This is a genomic window from Peribacillus sp. NPDC076916 (assembly GCF_050269675.1).
GTDB classification, from domain to species: domain Bacteria; phylum Bacillota; class Bacilli; order Bacillales; family DSM-1321; genus Peribacillus; species Peribacillus aracenensis.
Genome location: NZ_JBNNIU010000004.1, coordinates 137349 through 156076, shown reverse-complemented (window position 1 = coordinate 156076; position 18728 = coordinate 137349). Strand labels below are relative to the sequence as shown.

At 42.1% G+C, this 18728-nt stretch carries 18 protein-coding genes and 2 riboswitches; all 18 genes read left to right on the top strand.

Annotated features, from left to right (window positions below; all coding sequences use genetic code 11):
• Positions 1-40: 40 nt before the first annotated feature.
• Entirely contained in the window at positions 41-1219 is a 1179-nt protein-coding gene (locus ACQKFG_RS14445) for an acetyl-CoA C-acetyltransferase (RefSeq protein WP_192206981.1), read from the top strand.
• A gap of 67 nt (positions 1220-1286) precedes the next feature.
• Complete coding sequence (locus ACQKFG_RS14440) at positions 1287-3074, top strand: acyl-CoA dehydrogenase family protein (RefSeq protein ID WP_427559984.1); 1788 nt, start codon at positions 1287-1289, stop codon at positions 3072-3074.
• A 141-nt stretch (positions 3075-3215) separates the two neighbouring features.
• The gene (locus ACQKFG_RS14435; protein ID WP_192206978.1) at positions 3216-3572 is read left to right on the top strand and encodes an arsenate reductase family protein; all 357 of its coding nucleotides are present in this window, start codon (positions 3216-3218) and stop codon (positions 3570-3572) included.
• Positions 3573-3667: 95 nt separating this feature from the next.
• Complete coding sequence (gcvH, locus tag ACQKFG_RS14430) at positions 3668-4051, top strand: glycine cleavage system protein GcvH (protein WP_034310122.1); 384 nt, start codon at positions 3668-3670, stop codon at positions 4049-4051.
• Between the two features lie 92 nt (positions 4052-4143).
• Positions 4144-4509 (top strand): toprim domain-containing protein, encoded by a 366-nt coding sequence (locus ACQKFG_RS14425; protein ID WP_048688210.1) that lies wholly within the window; start codon positions 4144-4146, stop codon positions 4507-4509.
• Between the two features lie 3 nt (positions 4510-4512).
• Positions 4513-4821, top strand: coding sequence for a thioredoxin family protein (locus ACQKFG_RS14420; RefSeq protein ID WP_427560782.1), 309 nt, complete (start codon positions 4513-4515; stop codon positions 4819-4821).
• A gap of 145 nt (positions 4822-4966) precedes the next feature.
• A riboswitch (SAM riboswitch) is annotated at positions 4967-5073 on the top strand.
• 99 nt (positions 5074-5172) lie between these two features.
• Positions 5173-6483, top strand: a complete 1311-nt coding sequence (locus ACQKFG_RS14415; protein WP_192206976.1) for an O-acetylhomoserine aminocarboxypropyltransferase/cysteine synthase family protein — start codon at positions 5173-5175, stop codon at positions 6481-6483.
• 117 nt (positions 6484-6600) lie between these two features.
• Positions 6601-6713: riboswitch (SAM riboswitch) on the top strand.
• Positions 6714-6866: 153 nt separating this feature from the next.
• Complete coding sequence (locus ACQKFG_RS14410; protein ID WP_192206974.1) at positions 6867-7901, top strand: methionine ABC transporter ATP-binding protein; 1035 nt, start codon at positions 6867-6869, stop codon at positions 7899-7901.
• The gene (locus ACQKFG_RS14405; RefSeq protein WP_260285733.1) at positions 7894-8562 is read left to right on the top strand and encodes a methionine ABC transporter permease; all 669 of its coding nucleotides are present in this window, start codon (positions 7894-7896) and stop codon (positions 8560-8562) included. Before ACQKFG_RS14410 ends, ACQKFG_RS14405 begins: the two co-directional genes overlap by 8 nt.
• 15 nt (positions 8563-8577) lie before the next feature.
• Entirely contained in the window at positions 8578-9414 is an 837-nt protein-coding gene (locus ACQKFG_RS14400; protein ID WP_427559978.1) for a MetQ/NlpA family ABC transporter substrate-binding protein, read from the top strand.
• 749 nt (positions 9415-10163) lie between these two features.
• Positions 10164-10949 (top strand): Fe-S cluster assembly ATPase SufC, encoded by a 786-nt coding sequence (gene sufC / locus ACQKFG_RS14395; RefSeq protein WP_034310141.1) that lies wholly within the window; start codon positions 10164-10166, stop codon positions 10947-10949.
• 15 nt (positions 10950-10964) lie between these two features.
• Positions 10965-12266 (top strand): Fe-S cluster assembly protein SufD, encoded by a 1302-nt coding sequence (sufD, locus tag ACQKFG_RS14390; RefSeq protein ID WP_342614773.1) that lies wholly within the window; start codon positions 10965-10967, stop codon positions 12264-12266.
• Complete coding sequence (locus tag ACQKFG_RS14385; RefSeq protein ID WP_141992867.1) at positions 12266-13495, top strand: cysteine desulfurase; 1230 nt, start codon at positions 12266-12268, stop codon at positions 13493-13495. Before sufD ends, ACQKFG_RS14385 begins: the two co-directional genes overlap by 1 nt.
• Entirely contained in the window at positions 13485-13913 is a 429-nt protein-coding gene (gene sufU, locus ACQKFG_RS14380; protein WP_342614771.1) for a Fe-S cluster assembly sulfur transfer protein SufU, read from the top strand. The genes ACQKFG_RS14385 and sufU overlap by 11 nt, the downstream gene beginning before the upstream one ends.
• Positions 13914-13968: 55 nt before the next feature.
• Entirely contained in the window at positions 13969-15366 is a 1398-nt protein-coding gene (gene sufB / locus ACQKFG_RS14375) for a Fe-S cluster assembly protein SufB (protein ID WP_076368170.1), read from the top strand.
• 193 nt (positions 15367-15559) lie between these two features.
• A complete protein-coding gene (locus ACQKFG_RS14370; protein WP_192206964.1) occupies positions 15560-16408 on the top strand; it encodes a DUF72 domain-containing protein in 849 nt (282 codons plus the stop codon).
• A gap of 83 nt (positions 16409-16491) precedes the next feature.
• A complete protein-coding gene (locus ACQKFG_RS14365) occupies positions 16492-17319 on the top strand; it encodes a sulfite exporter TauE/SafE family protein (protein WP_192206962.1) in 828 nt (275 codons plus the stop codon).
• A gap of 16 nt (positions 17320-17335) precedes the next feature.
• Positions 17336-18727 carry a bifunctional metallophosphatase/5'-nucleotidase gene (locus ACQKFG_RS14360; RefSeq protein WP_427559972.1) on the top strand — a complete coding sequence of 464 codons (1392 nt, stop codon included), beginning with the start codon at positions 17336-17338 and terminating at the stop codon, positions 18725-18727.
• The last annotated feature ends 1 nt before the right edge of the window (position 18728 follow it).

The following is an 18728-nucleotide window of genomic DNA, read 5'->3' as shown; positions in this document are numbered from 1 at the left end:
TAATAGATCGATAGCTTAAAAATGAGTAAGGGGGATCCTCATGAAAGAAGCGGTAATAGTAGCTGGAGCAAGGACTCCGGTAGGAAGAGCGAAAAAAGGTTCTCTTGCTAGTGTACGTCCTGATGATTTAGGGGCTCTTGTTGTAAAGGAAACGTTAAAGCGGGCAGGGAATTATGAAGGCAACATAGATGACCTGATTATCGGTTGTGCAATGCCTGAAGCGGAGCAAGGATTGAACATGGCGCGTAACATTGGAGCATTGGCAGGATTGCCTTATTCAGTACCGGCCATAACGATTAATCGTTACTGTTCAAGCGGGTTGCAAAGTATCGCTTATGGAGCGGAAAGAATCATGCTCGGCCAAAGTGATACAGTCATTGCAGGCGGAGCGGAGTCCATGAGCCTTTTGCCTATGATGGGCCATGTAACACGTCCGAACGCGAGACTTGCGGAAACGGCACCGGAATATTATATGGGCATGGGACATACTGCTGAAGCCGTTGCGAAAAAATACGGAATTTCCCGTGAAGATCAAGATGCATTTTCTGTTAGAAGTCATCAAAAGGCTGCTAAGGCCATTGCAGAAGGAAAGTTTTCCGATGAGATCGTACCGGTTGAAGTGACCCTCCGTTCAGTGGGACCAGATCTTAAATTAAAGGAAAAGTCATTTGCTTTTACACAGGATGAGGGCGTTCGTCCAGGCACGACTGCTGAAGTGTTGAAAAAACTGAGACCCGCATTCTCTGTTACAGGATCCGTAACAGCAGGGAATTCATCACAAACGAGTGATGGTGCAGCCGCGGTCATGGTCATGGATAGGGAAAAGGCCTCTTCATTAGGGATGAAACCAATGGGTAAGTTCCTTTCCTTTGCTGTAGCAGGAGTACCGCCTGAAATTATGGGCATCGGACCGATTGCAGCCATTCCTAAGGCTTTGAAACTGGCAGGTCTTGAGTTATCGGATATTGGTTTATTTGAATTGAATGAAGCCTTTGCTTCCCAATCCATCCAAATCATTCGTGAGCTCGGATTGAATGAAGAGATTGTCAATGTAAATGGCGGAGCCATCGCTTTAGGCCATCCACTAGGATGTTCGGGAGCAAAATTGACATTAAGCCTGCTTCATGAAATGAAGCGCAGAAACCAACAGTTCGGAGTCGTGACAATGTGCATCGGCGGCGGAATGGGTGCTGCTGGAGTATTTGAATTATTGGCGTAATCCCACGCCTCCCGGAATCTCATGCTTCCGGCGGGCTTACCATCTTAAATACTTAGGAGGAAATAATATGTCAAATCAAACTACAGATAACCTCATTAAAGGCGGAGCTTTTTTAGTAGAAGATATTACGTATGATCAAGTGTTTACACCGGAAGATTATTCTGATGAGCATAAAATGATCGCCAAAACTGCCGAGGATTTCGTAGTGAATGAAATTCTGCCGCAGGTTGAACATTTAGAAAACCATGAATTTGACCGTTCCGTTAAATTACTGAAGCATGCAGGAGAAATCGGTTTACTTGGTGCTGATGTTCCTGAGGAATACAGCGGATTGGGTCTTGATAAAATCAGTTCGGCATTGATCACGGAAAAAATGGCGCTTGCAGGCGGGTTCGGAATTACACATGGTGCACATGTAGGTATCGGATCTTTGCCGATCGTATTATTCGGGAATGAAGAACAAAAGAAAAAATACCTCCCTTTACTGGCGACAGGTGAGAAGATTGCTGCGTATGCCTTAACGGAACCAAGCTCAGGTTCAGATGCCTTGGGAGCAAAAACGACGGCGAAATTGAATCCAGAAGGAACACACTATATTTTAAACGGTGAAAAACAATGGATTACAAATGCAGGTTTTGCAGATGTCTTCTGTGTATACGCCAAAATCGACGGCGAACAATTCTCGGCTTTCATTGTTGAGCGTGATTATAAAGGCGTATCAACTGGCGCTGAAGAAAAGAAAATGGGAATCAAAAGCTCATCAACACGTACATTAATACTTGAAGACGTACATGTACCAGTCGAAAACCTTTTGGGTGTAGCCGGAAAAGGGCATGTCATCGCTTTCAATATCCTGAATATCGGCCGCTATAAATTAGGCGTTGGTGCGGTCGGCGGATCTAAACGTGCTCTTGAGATTACAGCTGCTTATACGAATCAACGTCAACAGTTCAAAACGAAAATTTCCGATTTTAACTTGACGAAAGAAAAACTTGCAACAATGGCCGCTAAAATTTATGCAGCAGAAAGCTCTGTCTATCGTACCGTTGGCCTTTATGATCAGAGACAAAGCAAATTGACGGATGAGCAAGTGAAAGATGGGAAATCAATGGCGGCCGCAGTTGCTGAATATGCCATTGAGTGTTCATTGAATAAATTCTTCGCTTCCGAAGTATTGGATTATGTTACAGATGAAGGCGTACAGCTTCATGGCGGTTATGGTTTCATGCAGGAGTATGAAATTGAAAAAGCATATCGCGATTCCCGTATTAACCGGATCTTTGAAGGTACAAATGAAATCAACCGATTGCTTGTCCCGGGAACTTTCCTGAAAAAAGCACTTAAAGGGGAATTGCCGCTTCTTCAAAAAGCCCAAAGCCTGCAAGAGGAATTAATGATGATGATGCCGGAAGAGCCTGGCGATGAGCCACTGGCACAAGAAAAGATGCTTGTTAGGAACGCTAAGAAAATCGGTATTTTGGCGGCTGGCCTAGCGGCACAGAAATACGGCAAAACTCTTGATCAAGAACAAGAAATCCTCTCAAACATTGCCGATATCGTATCCCTTGCCTATGCAGCTGAATCCGTGGTATTGCGTACGGAGAAAGCTATTGCAGCTACAGGCCTGGAGAAGAACAAACAAAAAGTGCTTTACACTGAAATCTTCGTTCAGGAAGCTTTCAATGAAATAGAACAGCATGCAAAAGAAACGTTAATTGCGGTGGAAACAGGCGATACTCTTCGAATCATGCTTTCGTCGCTCCGCAAGCTGACAAGACACAATCCGATCAATGTCATTGCGAAAAAACGTGAAGCCTCCGTAAAAGTGATCGAAGCGGAAAAATATGCTCTATAAGCAATGAATCAGAATCTGTAAAGGGAATGCCCGTAAAGGCATTCCCTTTATTTCCTTTGATGAAATCGCAACGGAAATTCAAAAGACATTTCGTTGTATTGCGTGCTGAAAACGGGTATTCTATTGATAGGTGGTGAAATGATGGGCTTAACATTATATTGGTACCCAAAATGCGGCACATGCCGTAATGCGAAGAAGTGGCTGGATAATCATGAACTGCAATATGAAGCGATCCATATAGCTGAAAATCCGCCTTCGCGAACAGAAATAGAAAAACTATATAAAATCAGCAATTTGGAATTGAAGAAGTTCTTCAATACCAGCGGTCAAAAATATCGGGAGCTGGGCTTAAAGGATAAGCTGAAAGAAGCTTCTGAAGCAGAGATGCTTGATATATTGTCCACGGATGGAATGCTTCTGAAAAGGCCGATTGTTACAGATGGCACTAAAGTGACGGTAGGTTTCAAAGAAGAGCAATTCGAACAGGTTTGGAACTGAAATTTCACAAAATATTTGGTTAATTCCTTACTTAAACACACTATCTACCTTATAATGAAATAGATAAAATAAGATGTACATATGGAGGGTTAATAATGACGACAACACCAAAAGAACTTCGTTACACTAAAGAACATGAATGGGTCAAAACGGAAGATGGAACAGTGCGCATTGGGATTACAGCTTTCGCACAGTCCGAGCTTGGGGACATCGTATTCGTTGAGCTTCCGGAAATCGGCGATGAATTGAAAGCGAACGAACCATTTGGAAGTGTTGAATCCGTTAAGACAGTTTCTGAGCTTTATGCACCTATCAGTGGCAAGGTTGTTGAAGTAAACGAAGATTTAAGTGACAACCCGGAATATGTAAATGAGTCTCCTTATGAAAAGGCATGGATGGTCGTACTTGAACCATCTAATAGCAGTGATATTGAAAACTTGATGAGCGCTGAAGAGTATGAGAGTTTAATCAACGGTTAAAAAGAAGGAGAGGGGGGACTGAATGGGCCTGCTCTCTTTTTCATTTTATACAGCGGCAGTTGCGCACATAATTCATGAGATGGAGTGATGGCATGGAGTGGGGCGAATTCGATAAAGTGATTATTGTAGAAGGCAGTTCCGATAGAAGAAAAGTTGCCTCCGTTTTAAATGAAGATGTGGAAATAAGATGTACAAATGGGACCATATCATTAACTAAGCTGGATGAATTAGTTGATGAATTGATGGATCGTGATGTTTATCTCCTTTTTGACGCAGATGAATCAGGAGAAAAGCTGCGGAAGCAGTTCCGAAGGGAAATGCCGGAAGCAAACCACCTGTATATTAATAAAATGTACAAAGAAGTGGAAAGCTCACCCGAACATCATATCGCAACTGTGCTACTATCTGCCAATATGAATGTGAAAATGAAATTTTTAAGTCAAAGGGTGAACGACTAATTGATGCAGGAATGGAAAGAAGAAGAGTGTAAGCTTGCTGTTGAAAAAGGGGAAACCTTTTGCTTATATTTATATACGCCTTTATGCGGCACTTGTCAGGTTGCCTCCAAGATGCTGACGATATCCTTGGAGCTGTTCCCGGAATTGAAGGCAGGCAAAATGAATATGAACTATGTCCAAGCAATTGCCGAATCATATGAAATCGAAAGTGTGCCCTGTTTATTGCTTTTCAAAAAAGGAAAGCTGCACAAAAAAATATATGCCTTTCAATCCGTTCCTTATTTGTACGGATTGCTTAAGGAAATCAGCTAAGAAACCAATCAGAACCGTGGTTGGTTTCTTTGTTGCGGACATTTGAATGCGAGATTGGAATTAAACAAAGAATATTCTAACAATTCATTGACTGATTTATTCTAAAATGATATATTTTGAATTAAGTAATGGCAGAATTTAATAGTTCTTATCAAGAGTGGCGGAGGGACTGGCCCGACGAAGCCCGGCAACCGGTATAAATTTTATATACGGTGCTAATTCCAGCAGAGTGTTGGCTCTGGTAGATGAGGTGTGTTCTTGAGACCTCTTCTTGTTGAAGTGGTTTTTTTGTTTATAAAAGGCCAGATATCATAAAATTCCAACTAAATCCATAGAAAAAGGTGAAACCATATGTCAGGGAAAAAGTTGCGTTTTGAAACATTGAGTGTTCATGGCGGTCTGCAAACTGATGAAACAGGTGCCCGTGCCGTTCCTATCTACCAAAGCAATGCATACTTGTTCAAAGACACCGACCATGCAGCGAATTTATTTGGCCTAAAGGAGAATGGCTATATATATACACGGCTTCATAATCCCACGGTCAGCGTTTTTGAAGAAAGAATGGCCTTATTGGAAGGTGGCATCGGCGGATTGGCAACAGCAAGCGGAATGGCTGCCATCTCACTTTCAATCCTGAACATTGCCGGTGCAGGTGATGAGATTGTTTCAGCCTCTACATTATATGGCGGTACGTATAACCTTTTTGAAAATACTCTTCCTAAATATGGGATCAAAGTGAGGTTCGTTTCTCCCGATGACCCTGAAAATTTCAAAAGGGCGATTACGCCAAGAACTAAAGCCATTTTTGCCGAAACGATCGGTAATCCAAGTTTGAGGGTGCTTGATATTGAAGCGGTAGCGAAAATCGCCCATGAAGCCGGCATACCTTTAATCATTGATAATACCTTTGCAACACCATATCTTTGCAGACCAATTGATTTTGGCGCGGACATCGTCATCCATTCCGCTACAAAATGGCTTCTGGGAAATGGAACGACACTAGGCGGTGTCATCGTGGATGGAGGGAAGTTCGATTGGAACTCGCCAAACTACCCTGGCTTCACGGAGCCTGACCCAAGTTATGACGGTCTGGTATATGCCGAGGCAGTTGGACCTGCCGCATTCATAACGAAAGCCCGAGTCCAGTTACTTCGTGATTTAGGCCCTGCGCTAAGTGCCCAAAGTGCATTCCAGTTTACGCTTGGACTTGAAACGCTGCATGTAAGGATGAAAGAGCATCTATCAAACACCAAGTCTGTCATTGAATATTTAAAAAACCATCCTGCCGTGACTTGGGTTTCGCATCCTGGTGATGAGGATCATCCCGATAAGGCCCTTGCGGATAAATATTTGCCTAAGGGAGCTGGATCTGTCGTGACTTTTGGAATACAAGGTAATCGCGAAGCTGGGGCAAAACTTATCAATTCGGTGGAATTATGGTCCCATGTGGCGAATGTAGGGGATGCGAAGAGCTTGATCATCCACCCAGCCAGTACGACCCATCAACAATTGAATGAGGCGGGTCTTGCGAAAGCGGGTGTAAGTGCCGATCAAGTCCGTTTATCAATTGGGATTGAAAATGTAGACGACTTAATAGAAGATTTAGAGCAGGCAATTGAAAAAGCGACGAATATCGTCTCCTTGACTTCCAAAACGCTTTAAGCAAAGTTTCTGTTCATTCTTGAACTAGAAATAATATACATTGCGCTCCTTTTTTATCTATGATAAAATTTCTCCATACTAAAGAACTTAATGATGTACAAATATTCTATATATTAGCTCTTATCAAGAGAGGTGGAGGGATGTGCCCGATGAAACCCGGCAACCGACAAGGAGATTTCCTTGGAAAGGTGCCAATTCACACAAAGTTTAATTACTTTGGAAGATGAGAGAAAGGCCTGTTTCTTCACCTGCCTTTCTGCTCATGCAGAAAGGTTTTTTCAGTTTTAATGGGGAAAACATGTGCATGTTATGAGAAACAGACTAATAATGTAAAGAAATCAACTAAGTTCATAGGTTTTATTGGATAAAAGAGGTGAGGATTAATGATTACATTGACGAAAGTCAGTAAGCTGTTCCGAACAGGAAAAGGAAACAGTGAGACGATCAAGGCTGTAAATAATGTGAATGTTGAAATAAATAAAGGCGAGATTTTCGGTATCATCGGTTACAGTGGAGCCGGGAAAAGTACTTTAATCAGAATGCTCAATGGATTGGAAACTCCTACAGAGGGATCCGTTGTGGTGGCTGAGAAGGAAATTTCAAAAATTAAAGGGGCTCAGCTCCGTAAGGCACGTCAAGAAATCAGCATGATTTTCCAACATTTCAATCTATTATGGTCAAGGACCGTTCAGGATAATATTTCTTTCCCATTGGAAATTGCTGGTGTTTCTAAAGCGGAACGGATCAAGCGTGTGAACGAATTGATCAAGTTAGTCGGACTGGAAGGCAGGGAAAAGGCCTATCCTTCACAATTAAGCGGAGGGCAAAAGCAAAGGGTGGGCATAGCGAGGGCTTTGGCAAATGACCCTAAAGTGCTGCTGTGTGATGAAGCGACATCTGCCTTGGATCCGCAGACTACCGACTCCATACTCGAATTGCTTGTTGACATCAATCAGCGCCTAGGATTGACGATCGTCTTGATAACACATGAAATGCATGTAATACGTAAAATCTGTCATCGCGTCGCCGTGATGGAAAACGGGCAAGTTGTTGAACAGGGTCCTGTCCTGGATGTTTTCAAGAATCCTAAAGAACAAATGACAAAGCGTTTCGTGCAGCAGGTAACGGAACCAGAAGAAACGAAAGAAACGATGGACCATTTGCTCGAACGTTATCCTGCAGGTAAAGTGATTCAATTGACCTTTGTAGGTGATCATGCAGAAAGCCCGTTGATCACCAAGCTTGTGCGTAACTTCGAGTTGGATGTCAATATCGTTCAAGGTAAGATATCCCAAACAAGAAGCGGTTCATATGGAACATTGTTTATCCATCTTGATGGCACTGAGGATGAAATGCTCCGCGCAATCGAATTCATTAAAGCACAGCAGGTAGGCGTGGAGGTGATTACTCATGCTTGAAGAATTATTGCCGAATGTTGATTGGGAAGACATTATTGAAGCAACGAAAGAAACGCTTTACATGACAAGCGTCTCTGTAGTGGCAACCTTTTTTATAGGCATAATATTAGGATTGATCCTGTTCCTGACAGGGAAGGGTAATATGTGGGAAAACCGGGTAGTCAACGGGGTCATGAGTGCAGTCGTTAATATATTCCGTTCCATTCCATTTCTTATTTTGATCGTGCTGCTCATTCCTTTCACTAAAGCACTCGTCGGATCCATGATCGGAGAGAACGCTGCACTGCCGGCACTTATTATCGGTTCCGCCCCATTTTATGCGCGTATGGTTGAAATCGGCCTTCGTGAAATCGATAAAGGTGTAATTGAAGCCGCTAAATCCATGGGGGCAAAAACGAGCACGATCATTTGGAAGGTCCTTCTTCCAGAGTCGATGCCTGCCCTTATTTCCGGGATTACGGTAACATCGATTGCATTGGTTGGATATACCGCAATGGCCGGGGTCATCGGCGCAGGCGGACTTGGTAATCTAGCCTTTTTGGACGGCTATCAAAGAAATCATAATGACGTTACACTTGTGGCGACTATCGTTATTCTAATTATCGTCTTCATAATTCAAATTATTGGAGATGTAATTACATCTAAATTGGATAAAAGATAAAGGGAGATGAATAGGATGAAAAAGTTTTTAGGATTTGCATTAATTTTAGTGTTATCTATCGCTTTGGCTGCTTGTGGAAGTGAAAAGGATAAAAGCGGCAGCGATACGGAAAAAGAATCGAAGAAATTGGTTGTAGGGGCATCCAATGTTCCGCATGCTGAAATCCTTGAAGAAGCTAAGCCGCTTCTTAAAGAAAAAGGAATCGATTTGGAAATCGAAACATTCCAGGACTATGTTTTACCGAATAAGGCGTTGAATGATAAGGAATTGGATGCCAACTATTTTCAACACATACCTTTCTTAGAGTCGGCAATTAAAGAGAATGGATATGATTTCGTCAATGCGGGCGGGATCCACATCGAGCCTATCGGTTTATATTCACAAAAATATAAAAGCATCGATAAACTTCCTGAGGGAGCAACGATCATTTTAAGCAGCTCTGTCGCTGACCATGGGCGTGCTTTATCACTGTTGGAAAAGAATGGCCTCATCAAGTTGAAAGAGGGCGTCGATAAAACGACAGCTACAACGAAAGACATCATTGAAAATAAGAAAAACCTTAAATTCGACGCTGAATATGAAGCGGCATTACTTCCAAAAATTTATGAAAGCGGCGAAGGCGATGCTGTTTTGATCAACTCTAACTATGCAATCGACGCTGGCTTGGACCCATTGAAAGATTCAATTGCGATTGAAGATTCCGAATCACCTTATGTGAATGTCATCGCTGTAAACAAAGGCGATGAAAATAAAGAAGAAATCAAAGCGCTTGTAGAAGTGTTGCATTCTAAAAAAATTCAAGATTTCATCCTTAAGGAATACAAAGGTGCGGTTGTACCGGCGGATAAATAATTCAAGAATGGCGGCCTGATTTAATTCAGGCCGTTTTTTTATGTTTAATCATGAAAGTGAAGGGTATAGAGGTAATGAAGGAATTAAAATGATACACAAATTCGAAAGGATGGTTCACTATCAATACTCTAGATTTAAATGTAACAAGCGAAATGGAAAAGGCGATGCAGTCTTCACATGGGATTGGCTACAGTGAGTACAGTAGAAACTTAGACCTCCGTATCGAGGTTGAGAAAGAACGGGATAGGGAACATGTAAAGTGCAATAAAATGGTCCGAGACCTACAAAGCAAAATTCACGGATAAGCATATAAAAGAGTTCTTTAAAAGATCGGTCTGTAGAGGTAAAATGGAAAGTGGTCCATAAATAAGGGTTTCCTTATTGGATAAACTTACATAGTGCCTGTCAGTCCGATTTTTTCTTTTAAAGAGAACGTTCATACCTTGCAATCGAATTCCTTGAGCATATATTAATAAGGATGATTGCTGAATAATAAGATAATTTTAACAAAAACTAAAATAAGTATAGATATGCAGTAAACAGGCCATATCTGTTAGTATTGTAAGAATAGGAAGGGTTTTAAACATGGCGGAAGTGAAAACCCCTATCTATTTAGTTGATTCCAAATTGGATTTGTTATAAAATTGGAATGAGAATAAAGTGAGAATGCTTTTACGCAAAATTATAGTAAAGAAAGTAATCCTTACTTTCTGGTAATAAAATTGGAATTAGTTCACGGAGGTATTATTATGTCAGCTTCTACATTAACGGTTAAAGATCTTCACGTATCAATTGAAGGTAAAGAGATTTTAAAAGGGGTAAACCTTGAAGTCAAAGGTGGAGAAATCCATGCGATCATGGGACCAAATGGAACTGGTAAATCCACTTTATCATCAGCAATCATGGGTCACCCTAAATATGAAGTGACTAGCGGAAGCATCACATTCGATGGCGAAGATGTATTGGAAATGGAAGTAGACGAGCGCGCTCGTGTAGGCCTATTCCTAGCTATGCAATATCCAAGTGAAATCAGCGGTGTTACAAATGCTGACTTCTTGCGTTCTTCCATTAATGCACGCCGTGAAGAAGGCGATGAGATTTCATTGATGAAATTCATCCGTCAAATGGACCAAAAAATGGAGTTCCTTGAGATGGATGAAGATATGGCGCAACGCTATTTGAATGAAGGATTCTCAGGCGGAGAGAAAAAACGTAACGAGATTCTTCAATTAATGATGATCCAACCTAAAATTGCAATCTTGGATGAAATTGATTCAGGTCTAGATATCGATGCACTTAAAGTCGTTTCAAAAGGAATCAACGAAATGCGCGGAGAAGACTTTGGATGCTTGATCATCACTCACTACCAACGTCTATTAAATTACATCACTCCTGATTTTGTACATGTTATGATGCAAGGACGTGTCGTTAAATCAGGCGGTCCTGAACTTGCTGCCCGTTTGGAAGCGGAAGGTTATGACTGGATTAAACAAGAATTGGGCATTGAAGACGAAACTGTTGGCGAAGAAGCGTAAGTAGGAGGATTTGCAATGACTACAGAAACGAAATTACCGTTTGAACAAGAGGATATAAGCTCCTATTCAACTAAAAATAATGAGCCAGCTTGGTTATCCGAGCTTCGGATTCAAGCGTTTTCTGAATTAGAAAAGCTCCCGATGCCAAAGCCGGATAAAACGAAAATCGATAAATGGAATTTTACTTCATTCCAGACTCATACGGTTGAAAGTGAAGCTTTTGCTTCTTTAGAGGAGCTTCCGGAAGAAATTAAATCCATCATTGAAGAAAATGAAAACTTATACATTCAACGCAATAATACGCCGGCACATATCAATCTGTCAGCAAATGTGAAAGAACAAGGCGTCATTTTCACGGATATTTTAACAGCGGCTCGCGACCATGCTGAGCTCGTGCAAAAATATTTCATGAAAGACGGCGTTAAGATAGATGAACATCGTTTAACGGCGCTTCATGCTGCATTAGTTAATGGGGGAGCATTCCTTTATGTTCCGAAAAATGTAGAAATCAAAGAGCCGATCCAGTCTGTATTCCTATTGGATAATCCAGATGCTACACTTTTCAACCATGTCTTGATCGTAGCGGAAGATAATAGCTCTGTCACATATGTAGAGAACTACTTCTCAAGCGTTGAGTCTAACGAAGGGGTTGCCAACATCGTAACGGAAGTATTTGCAAATGCGAATGCCAAAGTGGAGTACGGAGCGGTCGATACCCTTTCTAAAGGCTTCACGACGTACGTTAACCGCCGTGGGGTGGCAGGGCGTGACGCTCGTATTGAGTGGGCACTTGGCATGATGAACGATGGAAATACGATATCAGATAATACAACATATCTAATGGGCGATGGCTCTCACGGTGATACTAAATCCGTTGTAGTCGGACGCGGGGAACAAAAGCAGAACTTTACGACAGCGATCATTCATTATGGCAAACGCTCTGAGGGCTATATCCTTAAGCACGGTGTCATGAAAGACGCTGCATCCTCCATTTTTAATGGAATTGGGAAAATAGAGCATGGCGCTACAAAGTCAAATGCCGAACAGGAATCACGCGTATTGATGTTAAGTGAAAAAGCACGCGGAGACGCCAATCCAATCCTCTTGATTGATGAAGATGATGTAACGGCTGGCCATGCTGCTTCCGTCGGTCGTGTCGACCCGCTTCAACTGTATTATTTAATGAGCCGTGGTATTACTAAGAAAGAAGCAGAAAGACTTGTCATTCACGGATTCTTGGCCCCTGTTGTTAACCAGCTTCCAATTGAGGGAGTTAAAAAACAATTAGTAGCGGTCATTGAAAGGAAAGTACAGTAATGAACCCATACGAAATTCGTAAGCTTTTTCCGATATTAGATCAAGAAGTCAATGGTCAGCCATTAGTTTATTTAGATAGTGCTGCAACCTCTCAAAAACCGGCTGCAGTGATTGAAGCGATTGAGCAATATTACCGCGGATACAACTCGAATGTTCACCGCGGGGTGCATACACTTGGAACAAAAGCTACGGATGCGTATGAAGGTGCACGTGAAAAGGTACGTAAATTCATTAATGCTTCTTCTACAGAAGAAATCATCTTTACAAGAGGCACAACGACTTCTTTAAATACTGTAGCAAGAAGTTACGGTGGTGCAAATATTAAAGAGGGTGACGAAATCGTCATCTCCTACATGGAGCATCACAGTAATATCATTCCGTGGCAGCAGCTTGCCAAAGAAAAAGGCGCTGTACTGAAGTATATTCCGCTTCAAGAGGATTGCACGATTTCCCTTGATGATGTCAGGGCAACGATTACGGACGCAACGAAAATCGTTTCCATCATGCAGGTTTCGAATGTACTTGGTGTCATCAATCCTGTGAAGGAAATCGCGAAAATTGCCCATGAACACGGTGCTGTAATGGTAGTCGACGGGGCGCAAAGCACGCCGCACCTAAAAGTGGATGTCCGTGATCTGGATTGTGATTTCTTTGCCTTCTCAGGTCATAAAATGGTCGGTCCAACAGGTATCGGCGTATTATATGGCAAAAAAGAACTTCTGGAAAAAATGGAGCCGATTGAATTCGGCGGAGAGATGATTGATTTTGTAGGTTTACAAGAGTCTACATGGAAAGAACTCCCGTGGAAATTCGAAGGCGGTACCCCAATCATTGCCGGCGCCATCGGCCTTGGTGCTGCAATTGATTTCTTGGAAGAAATCGGCTTGGATAATATTGAACGGCATGAACATAAGCTTGCCGCTTATGCAATGGAAAAAATGTCAGCAGTCGAAGGGCTGACCATATTCGGTCCTAAAGATGCAGAAAAGCGTGCGGGTGTAATAACCTTTAATATTAATGACGTACATCCACATGATGTCGCTACCGTTCTTGATGCAGATGGAATTGCTGTCCGCGCCGGTCATCATTGCGCACAGCCATTAATGAAATGGTTGGACGTATCATCGACGGCAAGAGCAAGTTTCTATCTATATAACACGGAAGAAGATATTGATAAGCTCGTATCCGGGCTTGTTAAAACGAAGGAGTATTTCAGTAATGTCTTTTGATAACCTAGATACACTTTACCGACAAGTCATTATGGATCACTATAAGAAACCACGTAATAAGGGCATGCTAGAGGATGGCAGCATGACTATCGATATGAATAATCCAACTTGCGGCGATCGGATTCGTTTAACGATGAAGATTGAAGATGGCAAGGTCAGCGATGTTAAATTCGATGGTGATGGTTGTTCGATATCCATGAGTTCGGCTTCCATGATGACTCAAGCCATCAAGGGCAAAGACGTTGATACTGCCCTAGCGATATCCGAGACTTTTTCCTTAATGATCCAGGGAAAAGAATACGACGATGAGATTGACCTTGGGGATATTGAAGCCCTTCAAGGTGTCTCTAAATTCCCAGCCCGAATCAAGTGTGCTACCTTAGCTTGGAAAGCCATGGAAAAGGGATTGAAGGAATAATTAAATTAAAATGAGCTGTTGTCATTCAGCCATTTGAAATGGAGGAATACGAGCTATGGCAAAGAAAATGCCTGAAATCGGCGATTATAAATATGGCTTTGCGGATAAAGATGTTTCCATCTTCCGTTCAAAGCGTGGTCTGACAAAAGAAATCGTGGAAGAAATTTCTCGAATGAAGGATGAACCGCAATGGATGCTTGATTTCCGTTTGAAATCATTGGAGCATTTTTACAATATGCCAATGCCTCAATGGGGCGGCGACATGCAGAGCCTGAATTTTGATGAAATCACATACTATGTTAAGCCATCAGAGAAATCAGAGAAATCTTGGGATGAAGTTCCTGATGAAATCAAACAGACTTTTGATAAATTGGGAATTCCTGAAGCCGAACAAAAATATCTTGCCGGCGTTTCTGCTCAATACGAATCAGAAGTGGTTTACCATAGCATGAAAGAAGAATTGGAAGACTTGGGTATCGTCTTTAAAGATACGGACTCAGCACTTCGTGAAAATGAAGATATCTTCCGTGAGCACTTTGGAAAAACGATCCCGCCTACTGACAATAAATTCTCTGCATTGAATTCAGCAGTTTGGTCAGGCGGATCTTTCATCTATGTACCAAAAGGCGTAAAAGTGGATACTCCGCTTCAAGCTTATTTCCGGATTAACTCTGAAAACATGGGGCAATTCGAGCGTACGCTTATCATTGTTGATGAAGGCGCATCCGTTCACTATGTCGAAGGTTGTACAGCACCTGTTTATACGACTAACTCCCTTCATAGTGCGGTTGTTGAAATCGTCATCAAAAAAGATGCCTACTGCCGTTACACGACGATCCAAAACTGGGCAAACAACGTGTTTAACCTGGTTACGAAACGTGCGGTTTGTGATGCCAATGCAACAATGGAATGGGTCGATGGTAACATCGGTTCTAAATTGACAATGAAATATCCTGCTGTCATCTTAAAAGGTGAAGGCGCTCGCGGTATGACATTATCGATTGCCATTGCCGGCAAAGGCCAACACCAAGACGCTGGAGCAAAAATGATTCACCTGGCTCCTAATACATCTTCAACGATTGTATCAAAATCAATTTCTAAACAGGGCGGTAAAGTAACATACCGTGGTATCGTTCATTTCGGACGTAAAGCGGATGGAGCTCGTTCCAACATTGAATGTGATACATTAATCATGGATAATCAGTCTACATCTGATACGATCCCTTACAATGAAATCTTGAATGATAATATTTCCCTTGAACACGAAGCGAAGGTTTCCAAAGTATCTGAAGAACAATTGTTCTACTTGATGAGCCGCGGAATTTCTGAGCAAGAAGCAACGGAAATGATCGTAATGGGCTTCATCGAACCATTTACAAAAGAACTTCCAATGGAATATGCGGTTGAAATGAACCGTCTGATCAAGTTCGAAATGGAAGGATCCATCGGGTAATAACCGACTGGCCTGCCTGTAAGGCGATTCAGGATAACCATTCATACAAAAAGCCTGCCGGGTCTGTCTGGCAGGCTTTTTGTTTTTGATTCACGCCCTTATACCAAAGATTAGATATGGCTCCATAAGGGTAAAAAATAATAAAAGAAGAAGTCCAGTAATTGGGGCCTGTCCCAAAGGAGTGATGATGCAGATGATTTATGTTGGTGTGACCGGTTGGGGTGATCATGATAGTTTGTATCATGGCGGTGTGTCCCAGCGTGATAAACTCAAAGAGTACGGTGCTCATTTTCCCGTTGTGGAGGTGGATGCCTCATTCTATGCAGTCCAGCCAAAGAGGAACAGTGAAAAGTGGGTATCCGAGACGCCTGCATCATTCCAGTTTGTCGTTAAAGCCTATCAAGGGATGACTGGACATCAGCGTGGGGAAATCCCATTTGAAAGCAAGAAGGAAATGTTCAAGGCATTTTGCGACTCTCTGGAAGCTTATCAGAAGTCCGGTAAGCTCGCGATGGTCTTATTTCAGTTTCCGCCATGGTTTGATTGTAAACGGGAAAATGTGAATTACCTGCGATGGTGCAAAGCTGAAATGGGCAATATTCCAGTTGCCATTGAATTTCGGAATCAAAGCTGGTACAGGCCCAATGTATTTCAGCAAACTTTGGACTTTATCGAAAAGGAAGGCTGGATCCATACTGTATGCGATGAGCCGCAGGCTGGAGAGGGGTCCATTCCTGTCGTTCTGCATGCCGCCGATAAAGATAAAACCCTGATACGCTTTCATGGCCGTAACCTGCATGGTTGGCAAAGGCCTTCTTCAGGTGATAACTGGCGTGAGGTCAGGTACTTATATAGATATAATCATCAGGAATTGACAGAATGGGTGGAGAAAATCAGGAAATTGGAAAAGGAATCCAAGGAGATATATGTCCTATTCAATAATAACTCTGGCGGAGACGCTGCTGATAATGCCAAACAAATGATTGAGTTGCTTGGTATAGAATATGAAGGACTGGCTCCTAAGCAGCTTGGTTTGTTTTAAGGGGCATTATATAATTAATAAAGAGATGATGTGACAAGCTAGAGAGGTAATATCCTCACAAACAGGTAAAGGCGGATTTCTTCATGGTATGGTTAGTATTAGTTGGGATTGGATTATTAGCGGGAGCAATAGGCGCTCTAGTCGGTCTGGGCGGCGGCATTATCATTGTGCCTTCTCTTTTATATTTAGGTACATCTACGAATATTATTGATGAGCTGACTCCTCAGGTCGCCGTAGGTATTTCAACAGTCATCATGATTTTTACCGGCCTTTCTTCTACTTTATCTTATTTAAAACATAAAGTGGTGGATTATAAGGCCGGCTTAATCTTTTTTATTGGCAGTGCTCCTGGTGGAATAATAGGGGCTTATGTGAATAAAAATCTTAACGCCGAAGCTTTTTCATTGTACTTTGGAATTTTCATGGTTTTCATGGCTATTGTGTTATTAGTGAAAAATCGTTTGAAGCCAATGCTTTTCAAGCCTGGAAAAGGGAAAATTGTAAAGACGTATAAAACTGAAAATGGACATTCATTTTCCTATGGTTACCACCCCCTGTTGGCTGTATTGATTTCTTTTGTCGTGGGATTCTGCTCTGGGTTATTTGGAATTGGCGGTGGGGCCTTAATGGTTCCTGTCATGATGCTTCTATTCTTCTTCCCTCCGCATATGGCTGTAGCGACTTCGATGTTCATGGTATTTCTATCTTCCATCACTAATTCGATTACGCATATTTCCCTTGGAAATGTAAATTGGCCATATGCTTTTGCCCTGATTCCTGGTGCTTGGTTCGGTGCTAAATTGGGCGCATTCATCAATACGCGCCTAAAGAGTGCGACGCTGGAAAATATGTTGAAAATAGTGCTGATAATCATTGGTTTGCGTCTTATATATCAAGGTATTACAGGATAAACGAGGAGGAGAAATGATGTCAGAAATCATCCATTTGTATCACACCAATGATCTCCATAGTCATTTTGAGAATTGGCCTCGTATTGATAAGTTTCTTAAGGAAAGAAGACAACTTCATCAAGAAACGGGAGAAGAAGCGATCATACTGGATATAGGCGATCATGTGGACCGTTGGCATCCATATACAGAAGGTACGTTGGGTAAAGGAAATATTGAACTGTTAAATGAAGCGGGCTACCAATATGTGACCATCGGCAATAATGAAGGAATCACTTTACCTCATGAGGCGTTAGACTCCTTGTATGATCATGCAAAGTTCAAGGTCTTGGCAGCGAATATTTATTACGATGATTATGAAAGGCCGGAATGGGCTCTGCCATATTGGATACATACGACGGTAAAAGGCACCAAAGTTGCCATGATAGGTTTGACAGCCTTTTTTCAAAAGTTTTATTCTGCGATGGGGTGGGAAATAACAGACCCATTCGTGGAGTTAAGGGCACAGCTCGAAAAGGTCAAAAAAGAGGCGGATGTAATCATCATCCTTTCCCACCTGGGCATCCATGATGATGAGAGGATGGCAGAGGATTTTCCGGAGATCGACATCATACTTGGCGCGCACACCCACCATATCCTCCACCAAGGTAAATTGATCAATGATACACTCCTTTGCGGTGCAGGGAAATATGGTTTCTATATTGGACAGGTGGAAATGACCGTCAATCAGGAAAAGAAAATTAGCCAGAAGAGAGCCATTCTTTATGATACCAATGACTTTTTGGAATTGGAGAATGAACGATCATGGATTGAAGAGATATACCAGGCCGGTGGGGAAACGCTAAAACAGGTTGCAGTGGATTTACCCGAAGCACTGGATAATGATTGGTTCAAAGGAAGTCCTTTGACTGAACTCCTTGGGGATGCCCTAAGGGAGTGGACTCAGGCGGATTGTTCCTTTTTGAATGCCGGTCTTCTGCTCGAAGGGCTGCCAAAGGGACCTGTCACAAAAGGGGATATTCACAGAATCTGTCCACACCCCATCAATCCTTGCGTCGTTGAAGTTAATGGGAATGAATTAAAAGAAATCTTAATGCAATCGAGAAATGAGGAGTGGCCTCATGTACAGGTGAAAGGTTTCGGTTTCCGCGGAAAAATCATGGGAGTCATGCATTATGATCAAATTGAATTTAACGTAATGGAGAATGGGATCGTAAAAGGGATATTTATAAAAGGGGAGAAACTGCAGACGGATAAGTCCTATAAACTGGCAATACCTGATATGTTCACGTTTGGGCACTTCTTTCCAAGTATCCAGCGTTCCAATCGCAAGGAATACTTACTACCGGAATTCTTACGGGATATCCTTTTATGGAAGCTGGAAAAAATATACGCAAACACCAAACTCTAAA